The sequence below is a fragment of the Burkholderia sp. KJ006 genome, from assembly GCF_000262695.1.
Taxonomy (GTDB): Bacteria; Pseudomonadota; Gammaproteobacteria; order Burkholderiales; family Burkholderiaceae; genus Burkholderia; species Burkholderia vietnamiensis.
Map to the genome: position 1 here is coordinate 1,975,108 of NC_017920.1, position 25,796 is coordinate 2,000,903.

The following is a 25,796-nucleotide window of genomic DNA, read 5'->3' on the forward strand; positions in this document are numbered from 1 at the left end:
ACGACGCGCGCCGGCCTGGTCCGGCGCGCCCTTTTTCGGCGCCGCCGTGCGGTCGTTCGGCCGTACAGCCGAGGCCGCCGCCATTACCGATAGACGATCACCGGAATTTTCGTATGGGTCAGCACGCGTTGCGTTTCGCTGCCGATCAGCAGGCTGCCGAGCCCGCGACGTCCGTGGGACGCCATGAAGATCACGTCGCAGCCGCCGCGCTCGGCCGCCTCGATGATGCCGAGGTACGGCGACGGATGCACGCTCGTCCAGCTGTCGCATGCGACGCCGGCTGCCTTTGCGGCGGCCTGCACGTCGTCGAGATGCGCGCGCGCCTCGCGCTCGCTGCGGGCCCGGAAATCGGCCGGCGGCTCGATGATCACCTCGGAAAACGGCGAGTACGGGTACTGCGGCAGGCACGCATAGGCGGTGACACGCGCGCCGACCGCACGCGCGAGATCGATCGCGCCGTCGATCGCCTTCTGCGACAGCTCGGAGCCGTCAGTTGGAACGAGGATGTGCCGGAACATCGCGCCCTCCTGCGTCAGTCGGACCGCGCGCGCCGCGTCCGCGAGCCAAGCCGCCGCGGAACGTCGCGCACGCCAGCTTCGATTGTAGTGCGCGAAACCCGGCTGCCGACGCCGGCAGCGGGTTCGCCCTCATATCGGAAACGCGCGGGACGACGCGGCAGCATGCCATGCGCCCTATGCGCCCCAATACCCCGGCCGTTCGTACGTGTGCTTCAGATAGTCGAGAAAGAGGCGCACGCGCAGCGGCAGATGGCGGCGCTGCGGAAACACCGCATGGATGCCGATCGGCGGCGCCGCGAACGCGTCGAGCACGCTGACCAGACGGCCGGCCGCGACGTCGTCGCCGACCTCCCACCACGATCGCCACGCGAGGCCGTAGCCGGCGAGACACCATTCGTGCAGCACCGCGCCGTCCGAGCACTCCATCGTGCCGCTCACGCGGATCGACACGACCTTGCCGTCCTCCTGGAACGTCCAGCCGCGCTGCTGGTTCGCATTGGCGGCGAGCGCGAGGCAGTTGTGGCGCGCGAGCTCGGCGAGCGTCGCCGGCGTGCCGCGGCGCGCGAGATACGCGGGCGACGCGACGCACACGCGGCGGTTCTCGCCCAGTTTCAGCGACACCAGCGACGAATCGGGCAGCTCGCCGAGCCGCACCGCGCAATCGAACCCTTCGTTGACGAGATCGACCATCCGGTCGGACAGGTCGAGCGTGACCGATACGTCCGGATGCGCGCCGCTGAACTCCGGCACGAGCGGCGCGACGTGACGCCGCCCGAAGCCGGCCGGCGCGGAGATGCGCAGATGGCCGCTCGCCTTCACGCCGCCCGCCGACACGCTGGCCTCGGCGTTCTGCATGTCGTTGATGATCCGCTGGCAATCCTCGAGGAACGCCGAGCCTTCGAAGGTCAGCGTGAGCTTGCGCGTCGTGCGCACCAGCAGCTTCACGCCGAGCCGCTCCTCGAGCGCGTCGAGGCGGCGGCCGATGATCGCCGGCGCGACGCCCTCCGCGTGCGCGGCCGCCGACAGGCTGCCCTTCGCCGCGACCGCGGCGAACGTTTCGATCTGCTTGAACCGGTCCATGACTCGCAACGGGCGGCAGCGCCGCCGCCCTTCAATTCGTCCGAGCGACCAAGATTATGTATGTGAAAGTAAAAAATCAAGTGATGATTCGCGTCTTTTTTAGAAGCTGCGATCACGAATAGAATCGATTCGACCTCTGAAACTGGAGCGCAAGGCTATGTCGGCCACAACGACACTCTCCTCTCCCGCCGCGATCCTGTTCGACGCATTCGGCACGTTGTTCGACGTGCATGCGGTCGTGGCCGCGGCCGAGCAGATGTTTCCCGGTCACGGCGACCGGCTGTCGCAGCTGTGGCGGCGCAAGCAGATCGAATATTCGCAGTTGCGCACGCTCGCCGATCCGGCCGGCGCGCGCTATCGCCCGTTTCGCGACATCACGCTCGACGCGCTGCGCTTCGCCGCACGCGCGCTCGGCCTCGCGCTGAACAGCGCGGCCGAAAAGCGGCTGATGGACCAATACGCATGCCTGTCGACCTATCCCGACACGGTGCCCGCGCTGCGCCGGCTGCGCGTGCTCGAACCGCGCCCGGCGCTCGCGATCCTGTCGAACGGCAACCCCGACATGCTCGACATCGCGGTCAAGAGCGCCGGCATGGCCGGCCTGTTCGATCGCGTGCTGTCCGCCGACACCGTGCGCGCGTACAAGCCGAGCCCGCTCGCATATGCGCTCGGCACCGCCGCGTTCGGTGCGCAGCCGCGCGAGCTCGTGTTCGTGTCGTCGAACGCGTGGGACGTCGCCGGCGCCGCCTGGTTTGGTTACACGACGTTCTGGCTGAACCGCACCGGCGCGCCCGCCGACGAGCTCGGCGTGTCGCCCGACGGCACCGGCAGCGGCATGGCCGACCTGCTCGCATTTCTCGCCGCCCCGGCTTCGTCCGGCAGAACGGCCAACCGCGCGCGCCCCGGCCCGGGCGCATGACGCGCGCCGCGCTGCCGCCTCACCCTTTCACCGAAACCGCAACTGACCGACCAAGGAGATGACACTCATGAGCACCCCGATCACGCTGCCGCAAGGCATGGCGATCACCGGCGAAATCAAGCCGGGCTACGAAGCGATCCTGACGCCCGAGGCGCTCGCCGTCGTCGCGGCGCTGCATCGCGCATTCGAGCCACGTCGCCAGGCGCTGCTGCAGGCGCGCGTCGAGCGCACGAAGCGCCTCGACGCCGGCGAGCGCCCCGATTTCCTCGCCGAGACGAAGGCGATCCGCGAAGGCGACTGGAAGGTCGCGCCGCTGCCGGCCGACCTGCAATGCCGCCGTGTCGAAATCACCGGCCCCGTCGAGCGCAAGATGATCATCAACGCGCTCAATTCGGGCGCGGACTCGTACATGACCGACTTCGAGGATTCGAACGCGCCGAGCTGGACCAACCAGATCGACGGCCAGATCAACCTGAAGGACGCGGTGCGCCGCACGATCTCGCTCGAGCAGAACGGCAAGTCCTACAAGCTGAACGACAAGGTCGCGACGCTGATCGTGCGTCCGCGCGGCTGGCACCTCGACGAAAAGCACGTGACGGTCGACGGCCAGCGCGTGTCTGGCGGGATTTTCGATTTCGCGCTGTACCTGTTCCACAACGCGAAGGAACTGATCGCGCGCGGCTCGGGCCCGTACTTCTATCTGCCGAAGATGGAAAGCCATCTCGAGGCGCGCCTGTGGAACGACATCTTCGTCGCCGCGCAGGAAGCGGTCGGCATCCCGCGCGGCACGATCCGCGCGACGGTGCTGATCGAGACGATCCTCGCCGCGTTCGAGATGGACGAGATCCTGTACGAACTGCGCGAACACAGCTCGGGCCTGAACGCCGGCCGCTGGGACTACATCTTCTCGGCGATCAAGAAGTTCAAGAACGACCGTGACTTCTGCCTGGCCGATCGCTCGAAGATCACGATGACGGTGCCGTTCATGCGCGCCTACGCGCTGCTGCTGCTGAAGACCTGCCACAAGCGCAACGCGCCGGCGATCGGCGGGATGAGCGCGCTGATTCCGATCAAGAACGATCCGGAAGCGAACGACAAGGCGATGGGCGGCGTGCGCTCGGACAAGCAGCGCGACGCGACCGACGGCTACGACGGCGGCTGGGTCGCGCACCCGGGCCTGGTGCCGATCGCGATGGAGGAATTCGTCAAGGTGCTCGGCGACAAGCCGAACCAGATCGGCAAGCAGCGCGACGACGTGCAGATCGAAGGCCGCAACCTGCTCGATTTCCAGCCGGAAGCGCCGATCACCGAAGCCGGCCTGCGCAACAACATCAACGTCGGCATCCACTACCTCGGCGCGTGGCTCGACGGCAACGGCTGCGTGCCGATCCACAACCTGATGGAAGACGCGGCCACCGCGGAAATCTCGCGCTCGCAGGTATGGCAGTGGATCCGCTCGCCGAAGGGCGTACTCGACGACGGCCGCAAGGTGACCGCCGAGCTCGTGCGCGAATACACGAAGGCCGAGCTGGAGAACGTGAAGCGCTCGGTCGGCGGCAACACGCAGCCGTACGAGCGGGCCGCGGCGATCTTCGAACAGATGTCGACGTCGGAAGGCTTCACCGAATTCCTGACGCTGCCGCTGTACGAGGAAATCTGACCGCGCGGCCGGATCCTGCGGGATCCGGCCGACGCCACCAGGCCGCCGCCGGTCGGGCCACACGGCGGCCGGCCGAACGAAGCGCCCCGTGGGGCGCTTTTCGCTGGCCGCGTGAGCGTGCGCGTGCGCGGCGCGCAGGCTCAGGCCGCTTCGCGCTCGCGGCGATGCTGGACCCAGTCGCCGGACGCGATGCGCGGGCGGTCGGCAGCCGCATGCGCGGCGACCGGGTAGTACACGCACGCATAGGTTCGGCCGCCGAGTTCGACGGTCACCGGTTCCTGCCGGAACAACGTGTCGACGCCGGGATAGACGCGTTCGATCTCGTCGAGCACGGGCAGCAACAGTTCGTCGACCGCGTACACGTCGCCCCACACGAGCGACTGACCGGCCGCACCGGCCACCATGCCTGGATAAGTGCCGAAATCGTACAGTTCGCCGGGCAGCGCGACGGCTCCGAGGAGCGTGGGCGCAGGGATGCCGTGGCGCGCGGCCGCATGGCCGATGTCGTTGGCCTCGCCTGCTCGCAACGTGCCGTAGACGAATACATGGCGCATCGTGGTTCTCCTCTTCGATTCTGGTATGGCCGGGGCGTCGCGGCGACGGCGTGCGTTACGCCGGACGGAATGCGCGCAGCTCCATACAAAGTTCATTCGGGCCGGTCATTATCAGCTGAAAAACCGCCGCATGCGCCTGCGCGGCGCCTTCTAAAATAACGGCATCGCAGCCGCGCCGACCGAATCGCCCATGAATCCGCCCGCCCAAGCCGACGCATCGAACCCGTACGACGTCATCGACATTCCGCCCGAATTCGCACCGACCCGCGTGCATCCGATGCGCGTGCGCGCGCGTCAGGTCGACGCGGGCAGCCGGATTCCGCGGCACACGCATGCATGGGCGCAGCTCGCGTATGCGTCGCGCGGCGTGCTGCGGGTCGCCACGACCGGCACGACCTGGATGGTGCCGCCGTCGCGCGCGATCTGGGTGCCGCCGCACGTGACGCACGAGGTCGTGATCGTCGAGGAGGCGTACCTGCGCACGGTCTATCTCGACGAATCGATCGTGCCGGACGGGCTCGACGCATGCCGGGTCGTCGAGGTCACGGGCCTGTTGCGCGAGCTGATCGTCGCGCTCGATGCCCGCGCGCTGAGCAGCGCGCGCGAGCGGCTCTTGTGCGGGCTCGTGCTCGACGAGCTGAGCCATGCCGAACCGCTGCCGCTCGCGGTGCCGATGCCGGAAGAAAAGCGGCTGCGCATGCTGTGCGAGTCGGTGCTCGCGCAGCCGGCGCATGCGGAGTCGCTCGAGCATTGGGCGAGCGAGGTCGGCGCGAGCACGCGCACGATTTCGCGGCTGTTCAAGCAGGAGCTAGGCGTCAGTTTTTCGCAGTGGCGGCAGCAGGCGCTGCTCGCGCGGGCGATTCCGCTGTTGAACCAGGGGCGCGCGCTGTCGCATGTCGCGCGCGAGCTCGGCTACCAGAGCCAGAGCGCGTTTTCGGCGATGTTCCGCCGTGCATTCGGCGAAAGCCCGCGCGCGTTCATGCTGCGCGGCTTCGAGCATCGCGGCACGGAAGACCGCGTGCCGGCCGCAGATGATGACGAGGACGACACCGACGGCCGCGGTGCGCTCGACACGATCGGGTAACTCGCACGGTGTGCCGGGTGCGTGCGCTCAGACCGCGCGTACCATGTGCCGGATCGAGCCGAGCTGCGCCGGGCGCGGCCCGGTGACGCGATAGCCCATGCGCTGATAAAGGCGGGCGGCCGGGTTGTCGACGAACACGCGCAACTGCAGTTCGTGCAGGCCGCGCGCGCGCGCCCAGCGATGTGACATGTCGAGCATGTAGGTGCCGGCGCCCTGCCCTCGATGACCGGCGGCGATCTGCACGTCGCGGATATGCAGCGAATCGCCCTCCTCGGTCACGCGCAGCACGCCGATGCGCTCGCCGTCGGCTTCCAGGATGAAGTTCTCGGATTCGCGCCAGCTCGCGTAGAACAGGTCGCTGCGCCACACGAGCCCATGGCGCTTGTAATAGGCGCCCATGTTGCCGTGCGTGAGCGCCTCGGCAAACGGGAAATCGCCGGACTCCGCAGGTCGGAGCTGATACAGCAGTCGCAGGTCGGTCGGATCGAGCATCGCGCTTGGGTCGAGATCGCACTCCGCCACGATAGCGCAGTCGCCGGCGGATGCAATCGCGAATTTCTCGGAGCGGCGATGAAGATCAAGGCGCCCGCGCATGCAGGCACGAGAAGAAAACGCAAATGAAAAAGCCCGCACGAGGCGGGCTTTTTCATTTTCTGGCGGAGCGGACGGGACTCGCCTACATCCCGCAGGCCGCGGTTGCGCGTGCACGCGCAACCCTTCGCGTCCCGCCGGAAGCCGCGCAGGCGGCTTCCTCCGCTCCGCAGTCACGTGCCCGCACGCGGGCACGAGAAGAAAGCGCAAATGAGAAAGCCCGCACGAGGCGGGCTTTCTCATTTTCTGGCGGAGCGGACGGGACTCGAACCCGCGACCCCCGGCGTGACAGGCCGGTATTCTAACCGACTGAACTACCGCTCCAGTCTTGCTTCTTGCCTGGCAGGCGTCGGTTACTTCCTGCCGGCGCATCGTTTGTTCGAACGACGCCGAAATCTGGCGTCCCCTAGGGGATTCGAACCCCTGTACTCACCGTGAAAGGGTGATGTCCTAGGCCTCTAGACGAAGGGGACAACGTACTGCTTACATCTTTAACGAAAAAGCCCGTTCAAATACGTTCTTTGAACGGGCTTCGTTCTGGCGGAGCGGACGGGACTCGAACCCGCGACCCCCGGCGTGACAGGCCGGTATTCTAACCAACTGAACTACCGCTCCAGCTTTCTTCATCACCACCTGCAGGACCTCGTTCACGCCCTGCAAGCGCTGCGACACTTCTACGAAACGCCGCTGAATCTGGCGTCCCCTAGGGGATTCGAACCCCTGTACTCACCGTGAAAGGGTGATGTCCTAGGCCTCTAGACGAAGGGGACAACGTACTGCTTACATCCTTAATACAAAAGCCCGCTCAAATACGTCTTGAACGGGCTTCGTTCTGGCGGAGCGGACGGGACTCGAACCCGCGACCCCCGGCGTGACAGGCCGGTATTCTAACCGACTGAACTACCGCTCCAACTTTCTGCACCGTTACCCGCAGGACGTCGGTTACGTTCCTGCAAGCCTCGCGACACTTCTACGAAACGCCGCTGAATTTGGCGTCCCCTAGGGGATTCGAACCCCTGTACTCACCGTGAAAGGGTGATGTCCTAGGCCTCTAGACGAAGGGGACATGATCTTTTCAGATCTGTCTGACTTTCGCTATTCACTTACCGTCAACAGCGAAGGCCGAAATTCTAACTGCTTTAAATCTTTTTGTGAAGCATTTATTACTACCAGCGCTTCGCAAATCAATTCGTTTTGTTCTGATGGTGGAGGTAAGCGGGATCGAACCGCTGACCTCTTGCATGCCATGCAAGCGCTCTCCCAGCTGAGCTATACCCCCTTGCAGAACAGAAATGAGATTATATGGACCGAATTTGAACTTGTAAATACCCTTTTTGCGATTGGCGCGAAATTTTTTGCGAAGCCGCCATCGCGTCGCCGGACGGCAGCCTCGCGCCGCCCCAACCTCAAGCCAGCGCGGCCTCGATACGCGACACCACCGCGTCGCGGCCGAACAGCACGAGCACCGCGTCGATCGACGGCGTATGCGTGGTGCCCGCCACCAGCAGCCGGACCGGCATCGCAAGCTGCGGCATCTTCAGCTTGTGCGTCGCGAGCGTCGCCTTCAACGCTGCCGATACCGCCTCCTTGGTCCAGTCGGCGGCCTTCAGCGCGGCTGCGAGATCGGCCAGCGCCGGGCGCACCGCGTCGGTCACGTGCTGCGCGAGCGCATCGGCGTCGGGCGCCGGGACGCGATAGAACATCGCAGCGCCTTCCGCGATTTCCTTGACCGTCGTCGCGCGGTCCTTCATCAGGCCGATCACCGCGTCGAGCGCGGGGCCGGTCGCGATCGCCGCGTCGTCGATGCCGAGCGCATCGAGGAACGGCTTCGCGAGCGCGGCGAGGCGTGCGTTGTCGGCTTCCTTGATGTAGTACGCGTTCAGCCAGCTCAGCTTGCTGTGGTCGTACTGCGCGGGCGACTTGCCCAGGTGCTCGAGATCGAACCACTCGACGAACTGTTCGCGCGAGAAGATTTCCGCGTCGCCGTGCGACCAGCCGAGGCGGGCGAGATAGTTGACGACGGCCTCCGGCAGGAAACCCGCGTCGCGATACGCCATCACGCTCATCGCGCCATGGCGCTTGCTCATCTTCTCGCCCTGCTCGTTCAGCACGGTCGGCAGGTGCGCGTAGACGGGCGGCTCGCCGCCGAGCGCGCGCAGGATGTTGATCTGGCGCGGCGTGTTGTTCACATGGTCGTCGCCACGGATCACGTGCGTGATGTTCATGTCCATGTCGTCCACGACCACGCAGAAGTTGTAGATCGGCGTGCCGTCAGGACGCGCGATCACGAGGTCGTCGAGCTCCTCGTTCGAGATCTCGACACGCCCCTTCACCGCGTCGTCCCACACGACCGTGCCGGTCAGCGGGTTGCGGAAGCGCAGCACCGGCTTCACGCCGGCCGGCGGCTCGGGGAGCACCTTGCCGGGCTCCGGGCGCCACGTGCCGTCATAGCGCGGCTTCTCGCCGGCCGCGCGCTGGCGTTCGCGCAGCGCATCGAGCTCCTCGGCCGACATGTAGCACGGGTAAGCGAGGCCCTGTTCGAGCATCTGCGCCAGCACCGCGCGATAGCGATCCATGCGCTGCATCTGGTAGATCGGACCTTCGTCGAAATCGAGGCCGAGCCATTGCATCCCTTCGAGGATCGCGTCGACGGCTTCCTGCGACGAGCGCTCGACGTCGGTATCCTCGATACGCAGCACGAACGTGCCCTTCATCTTGCGGGCGAACGCCCACGGATAGAGCGCGGAGCGGATGTTGCCGAGGTGGATGAAGCCGGTTGGACTCGGTGCGAAGCGGGTACGGACAGGACGGGTCATAAACGGTAACTCGAACGCCTGGGGCGCATGAATGATTCGACGCGGGACGACGGCGGCAAACCGCACAACGACGGGGCCGGCCGCGCCCGGAACGGGAAAGAAGCCGGAATTATACTCGCGCCGGTCTGCGCGCCAAGCGCACCGCTTGCTTTATGATGTGCGCGCCGCCACCGCCCGCGGGCGCGGCGCCGGCCGCCCGGATTGCCCCGCGCGGCCGCTCGCAATCCATCGCCGCCGCGGGCCGCAAGGCCCGCCACCCAGCCGCCGGAGAATCATTCGATGTCGTCCCCTCGCCTGTCGCGCCGCCACTTCACGATCGCATGCGCGTCCGCCACTCTCGCCGCATGCACGTCGTTCGGCGAGAAGTCCCGTCCCGACAATGCCGCGACCGCGCAGAAGCCCGTGAAGATCGGCATCGCGCTCGGCGGCGGCGCCGCCCGCGGTTTTTCGCACATCGGCGTGCTGAAGGCGCTCGAGGCGCGCGGCATCCCGATCGACCTCGTCGCCGGCACCAGCGCGGGCTCGGTGGTCGGCGCGCTGTACGCGTCGGGCATGAGCGGGCTGCAGATCAACAAGATCGCGCTCGACATGGATCAGGCCGCGATCAGCGACTGGGCGCTGCCGTTCCGCTCGCGCGGGCTGCTGCAGGGCATCGCGCTGCAGAACTTCCTGAACAAGACGCTGAACAACCGGCCGATCGAGAAGATGGCCAAGCCGCTCGGCGTCGTCGCGACCGACCTGCAGAACGGTCAGCCGATCCTGTTCCAGCAGGGCAACACGGGGCTCGCGGTGCGCGCGTCGTGCAGCGTGCCGTCGGTGTTCGAGCCCGTGAAGATCGGCAACCGCGAATACGTCGACGGCGGCCTCGTGAGCCCGGTGCCCGCGTCGTTCGCCCGCAAGATGGGCGCGAGCTTCGTGATCGCGGTGGACATCTCGTCGCGGCCGGACGGCGCGGCGACCGACAACCCGATCGAGATGCTGCTGCAGACCTTCACGATCATGGGCCAGACGATCAAGACCTACGAGCTCGACAAGTATGCGGACGTCGTGATCCGCCCGAATCTCGCCGCGATGGGCGGCAGCGACTTCAATCAGCGCAACGCGGCGATCCTCGCGGGCGAGGAAGCGGTGGCGCGCATCATGCCCGAACTGCAGCGCAAGCTCGCGGCCGCGCGCGGCGGCGTGGCCGCATAAGCGCGCACGGCGCCCGCCGCTCACGCGGCCCCAAAAGCAAAAAACCCTGTCGCCTTTCGGTGACAGGGTTTCTTTCGACCTGACGAACGATCAGTTGCTGCCGTTCGCGGCGTCGTCGCCGATCGTGGCGCGCACGCGCTGGCGCAGATCCTCGGCGTTCATCGGAAACGTCGATTCGAGCCGGCGCGCGCCGGTGAAACGCTTTTCCCAGTAGCCGCTGTCGAGATCGTCGACGCGCACGGTGCTGCCGGTCGACGGCGAATGCACGAACTTGTTGTCGCCGATGTAGATGCCGACGTGCGAGAACGTGCGGCGCATCGTGTTGAAGAACACGAGATCGCCCGGCTTCAGGTTGCTCATGCTGACCTTCTCGCCGACGCGGCTCATTTCTTCCGCGCGACGCGGCAGCGACATGCCGAGCGTATCCTGGAACACGTAGCGCACGAAGCCGCTGCAATCGAGGCCGGAGTCCGGCGAATTGCCGCCCCAGCGATAGCGCACGCCGATCATGTTCAGCGCGCTGACCACGACGTCGCCCGCCTTGCCCGCCATGCCGGACAGGAACGACTTCGCGCCGCCACTAGCCGGCTGCGCAGAGGTCTGCTGGAGGGAAGTCGACCCGATTTGAGTCGAATTGCTGACATTCTGATTGAAACTGCTGACTTCGTCGGCGAACGCGCCGGGAGCTGCTGCGATCAGGGCGCCGATGAACAGCCCGGCGACGGTGCGCACACATGCCTGGGACAGGGATCGATGCTGCATTGGTCGATGGAATTTGCTTAAAAATCAGCTGATTGGCGGAAAATTTCGGTCGATACTAGCCAGCGCGTAATCGTTTGTCAAAACAAATTAAAAAATACAATCGAGATGGTTGGACCATTGGACCCGCTATCACGCTTTCCAGACGGCTTTCAACAGCTTTTGTGTGTAAGGATGTGACGGTCTCGTGAAGATATCCGCCACGTCGCCGGACTCGACGACCGCCCCGCCCTGCATCACCGCGACGCGGTGCGCCATCGCGCCGATCACCTCCAGATCGTGGCTGATGAATACATAGCCCAGGTTGTATTTCTGTTGCAAATTCGCGAGCAGCTTCAGCACCTGCTGCTGGATCGACACGTCGAGCGCGGAAGTCGGCTCGTCGAGGATCAGGATGCGCGGCTCGAGCACGAGCGCGCGTGCGATCGCGATCCGCTGCCGCTGGCCGCCGGAGAACTCGTGCGGATAGCGATGCAGCACCGTGCGGTCGAGGCCGACTTCGCGCAGCACCGTCAGCGACTTCGCGCGGCGCGCGTCCGCGCTCAGTTCCGGGCGATGCAACTCGAGCCCCTCCCCGACGATCCGCTCGATCGTCTGACGCGGCGACAGCGAACTGAATGGATCCTGAAAGACGACCTGCATGTTCGAGCGCAGCGCGGTCTGTTCGCGGCCGCGATAGGTCGACAGCGCGCGCCCCTGGAACTCGATCTCGCCGGCCACCGTCCGTTGCAGCCCGAGCAGCGCCATCGCGAGCGTCGACTTTCCGGAGCCTGATTCGCCGACGATCCCGAGCGTCTCGCCCTGCCGCACCGACACGGACACGTCATCCACCGCCGTCACCGGCAGCGTCCCGAACCAGCCGGCCAGCCCCGGCCGCTTGCGCGCGAACTGCACGCTGACGTGGCGCGCGTCGAGCACGACCGGCGCGATCGGCAGCACCGGCGCGACCGTGCGCTGCGGCCGGCTGTTCAGCAGCCGCTGCGTATACGGATGCTCGGGCTGCGCGAAGATCCGCTCCACCGGCCCGCTCTCGACCAGCCTGCCGTGCTCCATTACGGCGACCCGCTCGGCGAAGCGCCGCACGAGGTTCAGATCGTGCGTGATCAGCAGGATCGCCATCCCGCGCTTTTCCGCCTCGTCGCGCTGCAGTTCGAGCAGCAGGTCGACGATCTGCGCGCGGATCGTCACGTCGAGCGCGGTGGTCGGCTCGTCGGCGAGCAGCAGCCGCGGCCGGCAGGCGAGCGCCATCGCGATCATCGCGCGCTGCCGCTGGCCGCCCGACAGCTCGTGCGGGTAGCTGTCGACGCGCTTCTCGGGCTCCGCGATGCCGGTGCGCGCGAGCAGCGCGATCGTGCGCTTGCGCGCTTCGCCGGCCGTCACGCCGTCGTGCAGCACGATCGTCTCGGCGATCTGCGCGCCGACCGTGTACAGCGGATTGAGCGCCGTCATCGGCTCCTGGAAGATCATCGCGATGTCCGAGCCGCGCAGCCCGCGCATCTCGCGCTCGCTCTTGCCGGCGAGATCCTGCCCGGCGAAGCGGATGGTGCCGCTCACGTCCGCATCCCGCAGCAGCCGCAGGATCGACAGCGCGGTCACGCTCTTGCCCGAGCCCGACTCGCCGACCAGCGCGACGCGCTCGCCGCGACCGATAGCGAGCGTCACGTCCTCGACGGCCACCGTGTCGCCGAAGCGAACGTGCAGATGCTCGAGCGACAGCAGCGGTTCGCCCGGCTGCGAGGCGTCGATGGCGCTCATCGCTGGCCTCCTGCGGCGCGCACCGAGTCGGCGATCCGCGTGTCGAGCGCATTGCGCAGTGCGTCGCCCATGAAGGTCAGCAACAGCAGCGTCGCGACCAGCACGCCGAACGTCGACAGCGAGATCCACCACGCGTCGAGATTGGCCTTGCCCTGCGCGAGCAGTTCGCCGAGGCTCGGCGTCGGCGGCGGCACGCCGAGGCCGAGGAAATCGAGGCTCGTGAGCGCGAGGATCGCCCCGCTCATCCGGAACGGCAGGAACGTGATCACCGGCGTCATGCTGTTCGGCAGCACGTGGCGCCAGATGATCTGCCAGTTCGTGAGGCCCATCGCGCGGGCCGCGCGCACGTAGTCCTGCGTGCGGTTGCGCAGGAATTCGGCGCGCACGTAGTCGGCGAGGCCGATCCAGCCGAACAGCGACAGCAGCACGATCAGCAGCAGGAAGCTCGGCTCGAAGATCGACGCGAAAATGATCAGCAGATACAGCTCCGGCAGCGAGCTCCAGATTTCGATCAGACGCTGGCCGACGATGTCGATGCGGCCGCCGAAGAAGCCCTGCACCGCGCCCGCGGCGATGCCGAGCAGCGTGCCGATGGCGGTGAGGATCAGCGCGAACTCGACCGACACGCGAAACCCGTACACGAGGCGCGCGAGCAGATCGCGGCCCTGCGCGTCGGTGCCGAGCCAGTTCGCGCGCGACGGCGGCGCGGGGTTCGGCACGTTCGAGAAGTAGTTCAGCGTGTCGTAGTAATAGCGGTTCGGCGGGTAGATCGCGAAGTTGCCCGGCGCTTCGAGGCGCTTGCGCACGTACGGATCGAGATAATCGGCCGGCGTCGGGAAGTCGCCGCCGAAGGTCGTCTCCGGATACGCATGGAACATCGGGAAATAGGTGTGCCCGTCATAGCGCACGACGAGCGGCTTGTCGTTGGACCACAGCGGCGCCGCGAGGCTCGCGGCGAATGCGACGACGAAGATCACGAAGCTCCAGTAGCCGAGCCGTTGCTGGCGGAAGCGCTGCCACACGCGCCGCGCGGGCGACGGCGACACGCGCGCCCGCGCGGCGTCGATGCGGGACGACGCGATGGCCCGGCTCATCGCGCACCTCGCCCGGCGCGCGCGGGCAGGCGTAGAGGCGCGCCGGCGATCGGCGTGCGAACGGACGGTTTCATGTCAGCGCTCCAGGTTTTCGAATTGAATGCGCGGGTCGACCCACACGTAGCAGAGGTCGGAGACGAGCTTGGTCGCGAGCCCGATCAGCGTGAACAGGTACAGCGTGCCGAGCACGACCGGATAGTCGCGCCGCACGACCGATTCGTACGACAGCAGCCCGAGGCCGTCGAGCGAGAACAGCGTCTCGATCAGCAGGCTGCCGGTGAAGAACGCGCCGATGAAGGCGGCCGGAAAGCCGACGATCAGCGGCAGCATCGCGTTGCGGAACACGTGCTTCCACAGCACCGTGCGCTCGGTGAGCCCCTTCGCGCGCGCCGTGAGCACGTACTGCTTGCGGATCTCGTCGAGGAACGCGTTCTTCGTGAGCATCGTGATGACCGCGAAGCTGCCGACGACCGATGCGGTGATCGGCAGCGCGATGTGCCACAGATAGTCGAGCACCTTGCCGAGCAGCGACAGCTGCGAGAAGTTGTCCGACGTGAGGCCGCGCAGCGGAAACAGCTGCCAGAACGAGCCGCCGCCGAACAGCACGAGCAGCAGCACGCCGAGCACGAAGCCGGGAATCGCATAGCCGACCAGCACGACGAGGCTCGTCGCGACGTCGAACGGCGAGCCGTTGCGCACGGCCTTCGCGATGCCGAGCGGCACCGAGATCAGATACGTGAGGAAGAAGGTCCACAGCCCGATGCTGATCGATACCGGCAGCTTCTGCACGATCAGCGACCAGACGCTCTGGTGGCGGAAGTAGCTGTCGCCGAGATCGAAGCGCGCGAAGCGCTTGAGCATCAGCCAGTAGCGTTCGAGCGGCGGCTTGTCGAAGCCGTACAGCGCCTTGAGCTGCGCGAGCTGCTGCGCGTCGACGCCGGTATGCGCGCGCATGCCGAACGGCACCGCGCCCTCGCCCGTGGCGCCCTTGCGCAATTCCTGCACGGCCTGTTCGACCGGGCCGCCCGGCACGAACTGGATCACGGCGAAGGTGAGCGTGAGCACGCCGACGAGCGTCGGAATCATCAGCAGCAGACGTTTGAGGATGTAGCTCCACATAGGGCGGCGACTCGTGATCGATAGGCTGGGTTGAACGAACGGCAGGCGGGCTTCAGTGGTCGGGCTTCGCCCACCACGTCGACACGACCCAGCCCTCGGCGGAATAGTACAGCGGCAGCGTCTGCGGGTAGCCGAGCGAGCGCTTGTACGCGATGCGGTGGGTGGTGCTGTACCACTGCGGCACCGCGTAATAGCCGTGCATCAGCACGCGGTCGAGCGCGTGAGTCGCGTCGAGCAGCTCGTCGCGCGTCTGCGCGGTGCCGAGCGCATGCAGCAATGCGTCGACGGCCGGCGACTTCAGCCCGATCAGGTTGTCGGAGCCCGGTTCGTCGGCGAACTTGCTCGCGTAGCGCGAATACTGTTCGGCGCCCGGCACCTGCACGCCGGGCAGGCGCACCGTCGTCATGTCGTAATCGAACGCGTCGAGCCGCTTTTGCAGCAGCGCGTAGTCGGCCGTGCGAAAGCGTGCGTCGATGCCGAGCTTCGCGAGGTTGCGCTGATACGCGGTCACGATGCCTTCCATCGCGGCACCCGAATCGTCGAGGATCTCGAACCTGAACGGCTCGCCCCGCGCATTGCGCAGCGCGCCGTCGCGATAGGTCCAGCCGGCTTGCGCGAGGAGCGTGCGCGCCTTCAGCAGATTCGCGCGCAGCGAACCGGGCGGATTCGTGCTCGGCTGCGTGACCATCGGGCCGAACACGGCCGGGTCGAGCTGCGCGCGCAGCGGCTCGAGCAGCTTCAGCTCGCCCGCGCCCGGCGTGCCGGTCGCCTGCAGGTCGGTGTCGGCGAAATAGCTGTCGAGCCGCGTGTAGGCGCCGTAGAACAACTGGCGGTTCAGCCATTCGAAGTCGAACGCGAGGTCGAGCGCCTCACGCACGCGCACGTCGCGAAACAGCGGCCGGCGCAAGTTCATGAAGAAGCCCTGCATCCCCGCGCCGTTGTGCTGGCGGAATTCGCGCTTGACGAGCTCGCCGCTGTCGAAGCGCTTGCCGACGTCGCGGCGCGCCCAGTTGCGTGCGATGTATTCGACGAGCACGTCGTACTCGCCGGCCTTGAAGGCCTCCAGCCGCGCGACGCCGTCGCCGTACAGCTTGTAGACGATGTGCTCGAAGTTGTTGGTGCCGACCCGCACCGGCAGGTCGGCGCCCCAGTACGCGGGATTGCGCCGGTACGTGATCGTGCGGCCGTTGTCGTAGCGCTCGATCAGATACGGGCCGCTGCCGATCGGCTGCTCGAACGCGAGCTGGTCGAACGGGATGCGCGAACCGTCGGCGCGCAAGCCCCACTTGCGGGAGAACACCGGCACGCCGCCGGCGATCAGCGGCAACTCGCGATTCGCGCTGCGAAACTCGAAGCGCACGGTCGCGCGATCGACCACGACCGCCTTCGTGATCTCGGCGAAATACGCGGCGAATTGCGGCGCGGCCTGCTTGCTCTTCAGCGTGTCGAACGAGAACTTGACGTCGTCGGCTGTGACCGCATCGCCGTTCGAGAAGCGCGCGCGCGGGTTCAGGTGGAACGTGACCGAGCGGCGATCGGCGGCGATGTCGATGTCGTCGGCGAGCAGCCCGTACGCGGACGACGGCTCGTCCATGCTGCCGGTCGCGAGGCTTTCGAACAGCATGTCGATGCCGGGCGCCGAATTGCCGCGCATCGTGAACGGATTGAACTTGTCGAACGACGTCAGCCGGTTCGGGTTCGCGAGCACGAGCGTGCCGCCCTTCGGCGCGTCGGCGTTCACATAGTCGAAGTGCTTGAAGCCCGGCGGATATTTCGGCTCGCCATACTGTGCGATCGCATAGGCGGCTTGCGCGGCGGTCGCGGCCAGCACCGCCTGTATTGCCCATACGGCCGCGCTGCGGCCGGCCGTGCGCAGCACGTGCGCGACGCCGCAGCGGATGGACGCGGCGGCAGCGTGGCGCGAACCCTTCGTCATAGAGGCCCTGTCGGTCGATTGAGGGATGGAACGGGGTCGATTCTACCCATTCAAGTCGACATCGAGCCAGATGGCGGCCTGCGTGCGGCGTAGCGACGCTTGGCTGGAACTGCGCGCACGTCCGCACGGGCAAAGAAAAACCGCCCGTGGGCGGGTGTGCCGATGGGCGGTTCGTCGGGTGGGCGGGCGTGTCGTTGGAGCGCTTGGGGCGCGCAGCCGCGCGGCCATTGGGAGCGCGACGTTCGGGTGCTTGGGTGCCCGGCCAGTCGGTGCTCCGGTGCTCGGACGCCCGACCTGCTCGCGCCGCTCGAGCGACTCGGCGCACCTCAACCAATCACCGCCAGCCGTTGTGGCGCCCGTTGTCCCAGTGCCCATGCCCGCGATCCCAGCCGCGGCCATGATGGCGATACCACTCGTCGCGGCCCCAGTAGCGGCGGCCATCCCAGTAACGGTCGCCATGCCAGCCGATCACGATGGCCGGCGCGGGCGCATAGACGGGCGCCGGTGCATAAACCGGTGCCGGCTGGTAGACGACTGGCGGCGGAGGCGGCGCGTACACCGGCGCCGGCGCGACGTAGACGGGAGCCGGCACGCCGACGTTGATACCGACGTTGACTCCCGCCATTGCTGCGCCCGACACGAGCAAGGCCGTCATACCGGTCAAGAGCGAGGCAACACGCAAAGTCTTCATGGATCCTCTTCGAGTCGTGTGATGTGTGATTCGACTATAGCGACAAGCCGCCTCACCGCATATTTCCACTTTGTAAGAACTGATTCGCGGCATCGCAGCCGCACATGCGAGCTAACGTCTCGTAACAATTGACGCCAGTATTTGCGCCGGCCGGCTGGCCCGCATACGCGAGCCCCTACTCCCCGGCGGGCCTGGACAACGCGAAGCGCCGCCTCGCCGCCGAGTTCCGCGCGAACTGCACGCGCCGAATGAAAAAAGGCGGCACTCGCGTGCCGCCCTTCCTTACATGAGATGCGCGCCGCAGCAGATCCGCTGCGGCGCGCCGTCGCTCAACGCGACATCATGTTCATGCTGACGTTGTGCATCACCCACAACGTGCCGACGATCAGGATCGCCGCGGTCAGCACCGTATAGCTGAACGCCATCACGTTCCAGCGCTGGCCCGACGAGCCGTTCATGTGCAGGAAGTACACGAGGTGCACGACGATCTGCACGAACGCGAGCGCGGCCAGCGCGATCAGCGACGCATGCGGCGACAGCACGCCGCCCAACACGAGGCCGAACGACGCGGCCGTCAGCAGCACCGACAGGATGAAACCGGCGAAATAGCCGCCAACGCTGCCGTGCCCTTCTTCCATTTGAGACGAATGCGAATGAGCCATTTAGATCACGCTCGCGAGATAGACAAAGGAAAACACGCAGATCCAGACGATGTCCAGGAAGTGCCAGAAGAGGCTCAGGCACGTCAGGCGCCGCAGATCGCGATCGGTCAGATCGCCGCCGCGCAGCACGATCTGTCCGGCCAGCACGATCATCCACAACAGGCCGGCGGTTACGTGCAGCCCGTGCGTGCCGACCAGCGTGAAGAACGCCGACAGGAACGCGCTACGCTGCGGGCCCGCGCCGTCCGCGATCAGGTGCGAGAACTCGCGCAGCTCCATCGCGAGAAACGCGGCGCCGAGCACGAACGTGACCGCGAGCCACCCGAGCAGCGCACCGCGCCGCTGCTTGTAGCCGGCCAGCATCGCGAAGCCGTACGTGATGCTCGACAGCAGCAGCGCGGCGGTTTCCACCGCGACGCCCGGGATGTCGAACAGGTCCTTCGCGGTCGGACCGCCCGCGGTCTGGTTGCCCAGCACCGCGAAGGTCGCGAACAGCGCCGCGAAGATAACGCAGTCCGTCATCAGGTACAGCCAGAAGCCGAACACCGAGTGCGACGGCGGATGGTCGTCGTGCTCGAGCAAGGTTGCGCTCAAGGTTTTCTGCAGCATCAGTTGGCCTCCAGTTCCACGTCGACACGCGTCGACACGCGCGCCGCCGGTTGCTTCTCTTCGATCTTGCGCACCTTCGATGCCGGGATGTAGTAGCCGTCGTTATTGCGCGAGCTGTAGATCACCAGCGTCGCGACGATCCCGATCAGCCCGCCGATCGCCATCCACCAGATGTGCCACACCAGCGCGAAACCGAGTACCAGGCTGAAGATCGCGATCACCAGGCCCGCGCAGGTATTCGACGGCATGTGGATGTCGCGGATCGCTGCCGGGTTCGGCCGGGCGTCGCCGCGCGCCTTCATGTCGGCATACGCGTCGAGCGTGCGCACCTGCGGAAGCACCGCGAAGTTGTAGTCGGCCGGCGGCGACGAGGTCGCCCATTCCAGCGTACGGCCGCCCCACGGGTCGCCCGTCGTGTCGCGATAGGCCGGCAGGTTGCGGTTGCGGATACTGACGACGAGCTGCAGCAGCTGGCACGCGATGCCGATCGCGATCAGCACGGCGCCGAACGCGGCGACCAGCAGCCACGGATGCCATGCCGGGTTGTCGTAGTGGTTCAGACGACGCGTCATGCCCATGAAGCCGAGCACGTACAGCGGCACGAACGCGACGTAGAAGCCGATCTGCCAGAACCAGAACGCCGCCTTGCCGAGCTTCTCGTTCAGCTTGAAGCCGAACGCCTTCGGGAACCAGTAGTTGAAGCCAGCGAGATAGCCGAACACCACGCCGCCGATGATCACGTTATGGAAGTGCGCGATCAGGAACAGGCTGTTGTGCAGCACGAAGTCGGCGCCCGGGATCGCCATCATCACACCGGTCATCCCGCCGAGCGTGAACGTCACCATGAAGCCGATCGTCCACAGCACCGGCGTCGTGAATTCGATCCGGCCGCGATACATCGTGAACAGCCAGTTGAACACCTTCACGCCGGTCGGGATCGCGATGATCATCGTCATGATCCCGAAGAACGCGTTCACGTTCGCACCGGAACCCATCGTGAAGAAGTGATGCAGCCACACGAGGAACGACAGCACCATGATCGCGCACGACGCGTAGACCATCGTCTTGTAGCCGAACAGCGGCTTCTTCGAGAACGTCGCGATGACTTCCGAGAAGATGCCGAACGCGGGCAGGATCAGGATGTACACCTCCGGATGGCCCCACGCCCAGATCAGGTTCAGGTACAGCATCGCGTTGCCGCCGGCTTCGTTCGTGAAGAAGTGCATGCCGAGGTAACGGTCGAGGCCGAGCAGCGCGAGCGTCGCGGTCAGGATCGGGAACGACGCCATGATCAGCACGTTGGTGCAGAGCGCCGTCCACGTGAACACCGGCATCTTCATCAGCGACATGCCCGGTGCGCGCATCTTCAGGATCGTCACGAAGAAGTTCACGCCGGTCAGCAGCGTGCCGACGCCCGAGATCTGCAGCGCCCACAGGTAGTAGTCGACCCCTACCCCCGGACTGAACTGCAGCTCCGACAACGGCGGATACGCGAGCCAGCCCGTCTGCGCGAATTCGCCGATCACGAGCGACACGTTGATCAGGATCGCGCTGACCGCCGTCATCCAGAACGACAGCGAGTTGATGAACGGGAACGCGACGTCGCGCGCGCCGATCTGCAGCGGCACGATCAGGTTCATCAGACCGACCATGAACACCATCGCCATGAAGAAGATCATGATCACGCCGTGGGCGGTGAAGACCTGGTCATAGTGATGCGGCGGCAGGTAGCCGGGCGAGTTGTACGCGAGCGCGAGCTGCAGGCGCATCATGATCGCGTCGGCGAAGCCGCGCAGCAGCATGATCAGCGCGACGATGATGTACATCACGCCGAGTCGCTTGTGGTCGACCGTCGTCAACCATTCCGTCCACAGCCACTTCCAGCGGCCGGTGATCGTGAGGCCGGCGAGAATGCCCAGCACGACGAGCCCCATGAAGCCGCCGGCTCCCATGATGATGGGCTGATCGAACGGGATCGCCGATAGTGTGAGTTTGCCGAACATGCGTTACCCCTTCGTGCCGCAGGCGGCGTCCTTCAGGTCGAGGACGTGGCCATCGTTGTATTTCGCGATGATGTTGTGGAACAGCTTCGGATCGACCGACGAGAAGTAGCGCACCGGCGCCTTCTCGCTCGGCTGCGCGACCGTGCCGTACACGGTGGCGTCGAGCCGGTCGGGCGAAGCCTTCACCTTCTGCACCCACGCGTCGAACTGCTCGCGCGGCTCGGCGAGCGTGCGGAACTTCATGTCGGAGAAGCCGCGGCCGCTGAAGTTGGCCGACGTGCCCGCGTAGTCGCCGGCTTCGTCGGCGATCAGATGCAGGCGCGTCTGCATGCCGGCCATCGCGTACACCTGGCCGCCGAGCTGCGGGATGAAGAACGAATTCATCACCGAGTCCGACGTGATGCGGAAGTTCACCGGCGTGCCGACCGGAATCGCCAGCTGGTTCACCGACGCGATGCCGAGCTCCGGATAGATGAACAGCCACTTCCAGTCGAGCGCGACGACTTCGACGTCGATCGGCTTGACCGCCGATTCGAGCGGCTTGTACGGATCGAGCTCGTGCGTGGTCTTCCACGTGAGCACGCCGAGGAACAGGATGATCAGCGTCGGGACCGTCCAGATCACGACTTCGATCGCGGTCGAGTGCGACCAGTGCGGCGCATAGGTCGCGTTGCGGTTCGACGCGCGATAACGCCACGCGAAGTACAGCGTGAGCAGGATCACCGGCACGACGACGATCAGCATCGCCCATGTCGACGTCGCGATCAGCGCCTTTTCGGCAGCGCCGACGCTTCCTTTCGGATTAAGTACGTCAAAATTACAGCCTGACAGGCTCAGTGCCGCGCCGATTGACATCAGCGCCGCCCAGCCTCTTGAAGCTCTTCTTTTCATCACACAGCCCGAGAGTCATTGAAACCGTTTGCGTATGCCCGATGCGCATTCGATCCACGAAAGTGGCCGCATCATACGTCGCCCGGACGCAAGCAAAAACCTTGATGTACGACAAATCATCATTGCAAAATCCGATGTGAGACACATTGTCGCGGGGCAATTTCACGCAGCCGGCCGCGTGCCGGAAGCCGGCGCGACAAGCGCCGCGCCACTGGATGTGCGCGCAACCATCGCATTCGTCTGACGAGGCGGCCGCTGCGCGCGGCGTCCACCGGTCAGCCGTGCGCGGCGGCCATGTAGGCGGGTCGTGCCGGCGCGGCGTCGTCGCCGGCAGGCAGCTTCGAATGGCTCGCGTCTTCGATCAGCCGCCCGACCGTCGGGTCGATCGCGTCGGTAAACGGCTTCGGATCGACGCCGACCATCAGCACGATCAGCGCGAGCGACGCGAACAGCACGACCTCGCGCCGGCCGAGGTCGGCGAGCTTCGCGATGCGCGGGCTCGCGACCTTGCCGAAGATCACGCGCTTGACCATCCACAGCGTGTACGACGCGCTGAGGATCAGCGTCAGCGCCGCGATCGCGCCGATCCAGAAGTTCATGCGGATCGCGCCCATGATGACCATGAACTCGCCGACGAAGCCCGAGGTGCCCGGCAGGCCGATGTTCGCCATCGCGAACAGCATCGAGAAGGTCGCGAAGCGCGGCATCACGCCGGCCACGCCGCCGTACGCGGCGATCTCGCGCTGCTTCGTGCGATCGACCAGCACGCTCACGCACAGCAGCATCGCGCCCGCGACGAAGCCGTACGACACCAGCTGCACGATCGCGCCTTCGACGCCGATGCGGTTGAACAGGAACAGCCCGAGCGTGACGATGCCCATGTGCGCGACCGTCGAATACGCGAGCAGCTTGCCGAGATCGGTCTGCGCCAGCGCGATCAGGCTTGCGTAGACGATCGCGAACAGCGACAGCGCGATCACGGCCGGCGCGAAGAAGTGGCTCGCGTCCGGCGTGATCGGCAGCGCGAAGCGCAGGAAGCCGTAGCCGCCGAGCTTGAGCATCGCGAGCATCAGCGCGGCGCCGGTCGGGCCGTCCTTGTAGACGTCGCTCAGCCACGTGTGAACCGGCCACATCGGCACCTTGACCGCGAACGCGGCGAAGAAGCCGAGGAACACGAGCAGCTGCGGCGTGAAGCCGAGCTGCAGCGTGCGCCATGCGTTCATGTCGAACGTATGCGACTTCGCCGACAGGTACAGCATCGCCATCAGCAGCAACAGCGAACCGGCGAACGACATGAAGAAGAACTTCACCGCGGCGTAGACGCGACGCTCGCTGCCCCACGTGCCGATCAGCAGATACAGCGGGATCAGCGTCGCTTCGAAGAAGATGAAGAACAGCAGCCCGTCCTGCGCGACGAACACGCCGACCATCAGCCCGGAGAGGATCAGGAACGACGCGTAATACTGCGCGACGCGCACCGTGACGGACTCCCACGAGGCGATCACGACGACGGGCGTCGTGAACGCCGTCAACACGACGAGCCACAGCGACGCACCGTCGATGCCCACGCGCCAGCCGGCGTGGAAAGCGGCCAGCCAGTCGCGCGATTCGGTGAACTGCATCGCGGCCGAATGCGCGTCGAAACCGGCGACGAGCGGCACGACCGCGGCCAGGCCGGCAAGCGCGCCGACGAGCGCGATCACTCTGATGCGATGTACGCGATCGTCGGAACCGGCGCGCAGCAAACACGCGCCGAACAGGATCGGAGCCCAGATCGCCAGGCTCAGAAAGGGGAACTCATGCATGTCAACAGGCCCTGGGTGGGTCGCGCGCTGCATCGGGAACAGACGCGACGAAGGAACGAAATCAAATCGACAGATAGATTTCGTGGATCGACAATGTTGGCAAAATGTAAAGCGGAATCAGAACAAAGATTGATGCCGCTCAAGCGCTATCGGGTTAACCAGCATAAGGCGATTAATTATTTTTTGCAGCGCAACAGAACATGAAATTCCGTTCGCCCGATAGGCCGCTGATTTTTATGCGTAATTTTTCGTATTGAACGGGCACCTGGCGTGCCGGATGGCGCGCGTCGTCGCATTTTTTTCCGGAAGCATGCTGCTGTGCATGCAACGACGAGCCGCAGCGTGCGAGGTCTGCGCGTCGCTCGATCCTTACAGGCACCCTTTCGTTTTGGCTTCAACGCGCGGCATCGGCGGCCGCGCGTCGTGTCAGCGCTCGCGGCTCAGCCGGTCCCACACTTGCATCGACACCGCGCGATAGTGATTGTGCTGCGCGGGGAAATGGACGAAGCAGCTGTCGCGCGTCGCATAGACCGGCGACGATGCGAGCGACGTCGCATCGACGATGTAGCACGCATCGATCATGCCGGCCGCCAGCAGTTCGACGTAGATCGCCTGCTGGTCGCCGCCGCTCGCGTATACCGACGAGCGGTCGTCGAAGCTCTCGATGCGGGCGCATATGCGGCCGACCAGTTCATGCATCGGCGCGACGTTGCGCACGCCGATCATGCAGGAGTTGATCGCCCAGGCCGTGTGATCGGTGCCGATCACGAAATCGCGGCCGTCGATCACGCCGTCGACCGGCTGACGCTGGTCGATCGCGAGGATGTCGGCATCGACCCAGAACACGAAGTCGTGCTGCGGCAGGTGTTCGCGAATCAGATGCAGCTTGGCCCAGTTCGCGTCGACGCCGGGCGGCAGGAACGACGGCGGCTCGCGATAGGCGTGGTACGCGTAGCCGTGTCGCGTGCAATAGCGAACGAAGTTCTCTTCGTGCAGATCGCCGTAGCCGGCGATGTGCGACGTATGCAGGCTCACGAATGCAATGCGCGCCTGCGGATTCAGATGCCGCACCGGCTCGCGCGTGCGCTGTTGCGCGGCGCGCCAGTCGGCCATCGCGTGCGGCTGTTCGCCATGCAGCACGCGCGCCGCATCGTCGACGAGCGCGAGCACGTAGCGGAAGTCGTAGTCGGGCGTCGGCGCCCATACGCCGTCGATCTGCCGCCATTCGGGCGCCTGATGCGCGACGAGCGGACGCGCGCTCACGACCACGTCGATTGCATGGCCGTCGCGCCACACGGTCTGGGCCGATGCGTAATGGCGGTTCGACAGCGGCTGATCGAACGGCAACGGCGGGAAGTGTTCGGCGAGCAGCGTCGCTTCGCATTCGTTCTGCCGCTCGGGCAGATGCATCGCCCACTTGCCGAGTTCGACCGTAAGACGCCGCAAGCGCTCGCGAACGTCGGGGACGTTGCGGAAGATCATGCCGCTGGGCGCGGGTAATGGCGACGTCGGCGTCTGGGTGGTGACGATCGCGTCGTAGCCGTCGGCGATCTCCGGCAGTGCGTGCCGGGCCAGTACGACGGAGAATGGGTCGAGCACGAGAAGCAATGCCTGCGGCTCCATCGCCGCGAGCTGCGCGATGATCGCGTGGTACTTGTGAAGCACTTGTTGACGCTCGCCGTAGATGTGCGCGCTGTCGACGATCGCGTGGCGGTAGCCGTGGCTGTGCGCGTAATCGGCGTGGTTGGCGACGAGCCCGTCGACGGGGCGATGCGAAAGAAGCGTGAGGACGGAATGCATGCGGGGCGGGACTCCGGCTGAGGGGCGCGAGGCTATATCGCTATTTAGCGCGGGAGCTTGGGGGAAGTCGAGGGGGATTGGGGGGCGACGTGACAACCAAAAGAAAAAGCCCCGTAAGTCCTTGAACTTACGGGGCTTTGTCACCGCTTTTGGCGGAGACGGAGGGATTCGAACCCTCGATCCAGGTTTTGGCCCAGATGCTCCCTTAGCAGGGGAGTGCCTTCGACCTCTCGGCCACGTCTCCCAAACTTTCGCT

The 25,796-nt window shown here is 65.9% G+C and carries 22 protein-coding genes and 8 tRNA genes; 5 read left to right on the plus strand and 25 right to left on the minus strand.

The genetic code is table 11. From position 1 onward, the window contains the following. Positions 1-83 precede the first annotated feature (83 nt). On the minus strand, positions 84-518 hold the full coding sequence (locus MYA_RS08890; protein WP_011885173.1) for a universal stress protein: 435 nt from the start codon (positions 516-518) through the stop codon (positions 84-86). Positions 519-692: 174 nt separating this feature from the next. After that, positions 693-1,598, minus strand: a complete 906-nt coding sequence (locus MYA_RS08895; protein ID WP_011885174.1) for a LysR family transcriptional regulator — start codon at positions 1,596-1,598, stop codon at positions 693-695. Positions 1,599-1,755: 157 nt separating this feature from the next. On the opposite strand from MYA_RS08895, the gene MYA_RS08900 reads away from it, so the two are divergent. Together MYA_RS08900 and aceB are read left to right on the plus strand one after the other, a co-directional pair. Beyond that, positions 1,756-2,517, plus strand: a complete 762-nt coding sequence (locus tag MYA_RS08900) for a haloacid dehalogenase type II (RefSeq protein ID WP_014723241.1) — start codon at positions 1,756-1,758, stop codon at positions 2,515-2,517. A gap of 67 nt (positions 2,518-2,584) precedes the next feature. After that, a complete protein-coding gene (aceB, locus tag MYA_RS08905) occupies positions 2,585-4,177 on the plus strand; it encodes a malate synthase A (protein ID WP_014723242.1) in 1,593 nt (530 codons plus the stop codon). A 140-nt stretch (positions 4,178-4,317) separates the two neighbouring features. Here the strand turns inward: aceB and MYA_RS08910 are convergent, their stop codons facing one another. Beyond that, complete coding sequence (locus tag MYA_RS08910) at positions 4,318-4,731, minus strand: gamma-glutamylcyclotransferase family protein (RefSeq protein ID WP_014723243.1); 414 nt, start codon at positions 4,729-4,731, stop codon at positions 4,318-4,320. A 190-nt stretch (positions 4,732-4,921) separates the two neighbouring features. On the opposite strand from MYA_RS08910, the gene MYA_RS08915 reads away from it, so the two are divergent. Continuing rightward, positions 4,922-5,815: an AraC family transcriptional regulator gene (locus MYA_RS08915; RefSeq protein ID WP_014723245.1), complete on the plus strand. Its 894-nt coding sequence runs from the start codon at positions 4,922-4,924 to the stop codon at positions 5,813-5,815. Positions 5,816-5,842: 27 nt separating this feature from the next. Here the strand turns inward: MYA_RS08915 and MYA_RS08920 are convergent, their stop codons facing one another. The 9 genes from MYA_RS08920 to gltX form a co-directional block, all read right to left on the minus strand. Next, a complete protein-coding gene (locus MYA_RS08920; protein WP_081060008.1) occupies positions 5,843-6,523 on the minus strand; it encodes a GNAT family N-acetyltransferase in 681 nt (226 codons plus the stop codon). Between the two features lie 130 nt (positions 6,524-6,653). Next, positions 6,654-6,730: transfer RNA gene (locus MYA_RS08925), tRNA-Asp, on the minus strand. A 73-nt stretch (positions 6,731-6,803) separates the two neighbouring features. Further along, positions 6,804-6,879 (minus strand) — tRNA-Glu (locus MYA_RS08930). 65 nt (positions 6,880-6,944) lie between these two features. Then, positions 6,945-7,021, minus strand: a tRNA-Asp gene (locus MYA_RS08935). Positions 7,022-7,100: 79 nt separating this feature from the next. Then, positions 7,101-7,176, minus strand: a tRNA-Glu gene (locus MYA_RS08940). A gap of 63 nt (positions 7,177-7,239) precedes the next feature. Further along, positions 7,240-7,316 (minus strand) — tRNA-Asp (locus MYA_RS08945). Positions 7,317-7,396: 80 nt separating this feature from the next. Then, positions 7,397-7,472: transfer RNA gene (locus MYA_RS08950), tRNA-Glu, on the minus strand. A gap of 137 nt (positions 7,473-7,609) precedes the next feature. After that, positions 7,610-7,685: transfer RNA gene (locus tag MYA_RS08955), tRNA-Ala, on the minus strand. A gap of 127 nt (positions 7,686-7,812) precedes the next feature. Further along, the gene (gltX, locus tag MYA_RS08960; protein ID WP_014723246.1) at positions 7,813-9,222 is read right to left on the minus strand and encodes a glutamate--tRNA ligase; all 1,410 of its coding nucleotides are present in this window, start codon (positions 9,220-9,222) and stop codon (positions 7,813-7,815) included. Between the two features lie 279 nt (positions 9,223-9,501). Between gltX and MYA_RS08965 the strand changes: the two genes are divergently transcribed. Further along, on the plus strand, positions 9,502-10,416 hold the full coding sequence (locus MYA_RS08965) for a patatin-like phospholipase family protein (protein ID WP_011885181.1): 915 nt from the start codon (positions 9,502-9,504) through the stop codon (positions 10,414-10,416). 90 nt (positions 10,417-10,506) lie between these two features. Here the strand turns inward: MYA_RS08965 and MYA_RS08970 are convergent, their stop codons facing one another. The 10 genes from MYA_RS08970 to cyoA form a co-directional block, all read right to left on the minus strand. After that, positions 10,507-11,178, minus strand: coding sequence for a C40 family peptidase (locus MYA_RS08970; protein ID WP_011885182.1), 672 nt, complete (start codon positions 11,176-11,178; stop codon positions 10,507-10,509). A 129-nt stretch (positions 11,179-11,307) separates the two neighbouring features. Beyond that, complete coding sequence (locus tag MYA_RS08975; RefSeq protein ID WP_011885183.1) at positions 11,308-12,930, minus strand: ABC transporter ATP-binding protein; 1,623 nt, start codon at positions 12,928-12,930, stop codon at positions 11,308-11,310. Continuing rightward, positions 12,927-14,024, minus strand: a complete 1,098-nt coding sequence (locus MYA_RS08980; RefSeq protein ID WP_011885184.1) for an ABC transporter permease — start codon at positions 14,022-14,024, stop codon at positions 12,927-12,929. Before MYA_RS08980 ends, MYA_RS08975 begins: the two co-directional genes overlap by 4 nt. A gap of 75 nt (positions 14,025-14,099) precedes the next feature. Beyond that, positions 14,100-15,143, minus strand: a complete 1,044-nt coding sequence (locus tag MYA_RS08985) for a microcin C ABC transporter permease YejB (protein ID WP_011885185.1) — start codon at positions 15,141-15,143, stop codon at positions 14,100-14,102. Positions 15,144-15,195: 52 nt separating this feature from the next. Next, on the minus strand, positions 15,196-17,079 hold the full coding sequence (locus MYA_RS08990; RefSeq protein ID WP_014723248.1) for an extracellular solute-binding protein: 1,884 nt from the start codon (positions 17,077-17,079) through the stop codon (positions 15,196-15,198). A gap of 334 nt (positions 17,080-17,413) precedes the next feature. Continuing rightward, positions 17,414-17,770 (minus strand): hypothetical protein, encoded by a 357-nt coding sequence (locus tag MYA_RS08995; protein WP_011885187.1) that lies wholly within the window; start codon positions 17,768-17,770, stop codon positions 17,414-17,416. Between the two features lie 329 nt (positions 17,771-18,099). Next, complete coding sequence (cyoD, locus tag MYA_RS09000) at positions 18,100-18,432, minus strand: cytochrome o ubiquinol oxidase subunit IV (protein WP_011885188.1); 333 nt, start codon at positions 18,430-18,432, stop codon at positions 18,100-18,102. After that, positions 18,433-19,041, minus strand: coding sequence for a cytochrome o ubiquinol oxidase subunit III (gene cyoC, locus MYA_RS09005; RefSeq protein ID WP_011885189.1), 609 nt, complete (start codon positions 19,039-19,041; stop codon positions 18,433-18,435). Continuing rightward, entirely contained in the window at positions 19,041-21,044 is a 2,004-nt protein-coding gene (cyoB, locus tag MYA_RS09010) for a cytochrome o ubiquinol oxidase subunit I (RefSeq protein ID WP_011885190.1), read from the minus strand. The genes cyoC and cyoB overlap by 1 nt, the downstream gene beginning before the upstream one ends. 3 nt (positions 21,045-21,047) lie before the next feature. Beyond that, positions 21,048-21,935: a ubiquinol oxidase subunit II gene (gene cyoA, locus MYA_RS09015; RefSeq protein ID WP_011885191.1), complete on the minus strand. Its 888-nt coding sequence runs from the start codon at positions 21,933-21,935 to the stop codon at positions 21,048-21,050. 34 nt (positions 21,936-21,969) lie between these two features. Here cyoA and MYA_RS29495 point away from each other — a divergent pair, with 34 nt between their 5' ends. After that, a complete protein-coding gene (locus tag MYA_RS29495) occupies positions 21,970-22,179 on the plus strand; it encodes a hypothetical protein (RefSeq protein ID WP_080484203.1) in 210 nt (69 codons plus the stop codon). Between the two features lie 31 nt (positions 22,180-22,210). Here the strand turns inward: MYA_RS29495 and MYA_RS09020 are convergent, their stop codons facing one another. The 3 genes from MYA_RS09020 to MYA_RS09030 form a co-directional block, all read right to left on the minus strand. Continuing rightward, positions 22,211-23,740, minus strand: coding sequence for a complex I subunit 4 family protein (locus tag MYA_RS09020; protein ID WP_014723252.1), 1,530 nt, complete (start codon positions 23,738-23,740; stop codon positions 22,211-22,213). Between the two features lie 426 nt (positions 23,741-24,166). After that, positions 24,167-25,540 carry a hypothetical protein gene (locus tag MYA_RS09025; RefSeq protein WP_014723254.1) on the minus strand — a complete coding sequence of 458 codons (1,374 nt, stop codon included), beginning with the start codon at positions 25,538-25,540 and terminating at the stop codon, positions 24,167-24,169. Positions 25,541-25,690: 150 nt separating this feature from the next. Further along, positions 25,691-25,784: transfer RNA gene (locus tag MYA_RS09030), tRNA-Ser, on the minus strand. Positions 25,785-25,796: the final 12 nt, after the last annotated feature.

Excerpts from the sequence above, each read along its gene's own strand:
- MYA_RS29495 (WP_080484203.1), top strand. The coding sequence starts at position 21,970 with ATGCCCGATGCGCATTCGATCCACGAAAGTGGCCGCATCATACGTCGC.
- cyoD (WP_011885188.1), bottom strand. The coding sequence starts at position 18,432 with ATGGCTCATTCGCATTCGTCTCAAATGGAAGAAGGGCACGGCAGCGTT.
- gltX (WP_014723246.1), bottom strand. The coding sequence starts at position 9,222 with ATGACCCGTCCTGTCCGTACCCGCTTCGCACCGAGTCCAACCGGCTTC.
- cyoB (WP_011885190.1), bottom strand. The coding sequence starts at position 21,044 with ATGTTCGGCAAACTCACACTATCGGCGATCCCGTTCGATCAGCCCATC.
- MYA_RS09020 (WP_014723252.1), bottom strand. The coding sequence starts at position 23,740 with ATGCATGAGTTCCCCTTTCTGAGCCTGGCGATCTGGGCTCCGATCCTG.
- aceB (WP_014723242.1), top strand. The coding sequence starts at position 2,585 with ATGAGCACCCCGATCACGCTGCCGCAAGGCATGGCGATCACCGGCGAA.
- cyoC (WP_011885189.1), bottom strand. The coding sequence starts at position 19,041 with ATGCTGCAGAAAACCTTGAGCGCAACCTTGCTCGAGCACGACGACCAT.
- MYA_RS08900 (WP_014723241.1), top strand. The coding sequence starts at position 1,756 with ATGTCGGCCACAACGACACTCTCCTCTCCCGCCGCGATCCTGTTCGAC.
- MYA_RS08910 (WP_014723243.1), bottom strand. The coding sequence starts at position 4,731 with ATGCGCCATGTATTCGTCTACGGCACGTTGCGAGCAGGCGAGGCCAAC.
- MYA_RS08980 (WP_011885184.1), bottom strand. The coding sequence starts at position 14,024 with ATGAGCCGGGCCATCGCGTCGTCCCGCATCGACGCCGCGCGGGCGCGC.
- MYA_RS08990 (WP_014723248.1), bottom strand. The coding sequence starts at position 17,079 with ATGACGAAGGGTTCGCGCCACGCTGCCGCCGCGTCCATCCGCTGCGGC.
- cyoA (WP_011885191.1), bottom strand. The coding sequence starts at position 21,935 with ATGAAAAGAAGAGCTTCAAGAGGCTGGGCGGCGCTGATGTCAATCGGC.
- MYA_RS08890 (WP_011885173.1), bottom strand. The coding sequence starts at position 518 with ATGTTCCGGCACATCCTCGTTCCAACTGACGGCTCCGAGCTGTCGCAG.
- MYA_RS08965 (WP_011885181.1), top strand. The coding sequence starts at position 9,502 with ATGTCGTCCCCTCGCCTGTCGCGCCGCCACTTCACGATCGCATGCGCG.
- MYA_RS08985 (WP_011885185.1), bottom strand. The coding sequence starts at position 15,143 with ATGTGGAGCTACATCCTCAAACGTCTGCTGCTGATGATTCCGACGCTC.
- MYA_RS08895 (WP_011885174.1), bottom strand. The coding sequence starts at position 1,598 with ATGGACCGGTTCAAGCAGATCGAAACGTTCGCCGCGGTCGCGGCGAAG.
- MYA_RS08970 (WP_011885182.1), bottom strand. The coding sequence starts at position 11,178 with ATGCAGCATCGATCCCTGTCCCAGGCATGTGTGCGCACCGTCGCCGGG.
- MYA_RS08915 (WP_014723245.1), top strand. The coding sequence starts at position 4,922 with ATGAATCCGCCCGCCCAAGCCGACGCATCGAACCCGTACGACGTCATC.
- MYA_RS09025 (WP_014723254.1), bottom strand. The coding sequence starts at position 25,540 with ATGCATTCCGTCCTCACGCTTCTTTCGCATCGCCCCGTCGACGGGCTC.
- MYA_RS08975 (WP_011885183.1), bottom strand. The coding sequence starts at position 12,930 with ATGAGCGCCATCGACGCCTCGCAGCCGGGCGAACCGCTGCTGTCGCTC.
- MYA_RS08995 (WP_011885187.1), bottom strand. The coding sequence starts at position 17,770 with ATGAAGACTTTGCGTGTTGCCTCGCTCTTGACCGGTATGACGGCCTTG.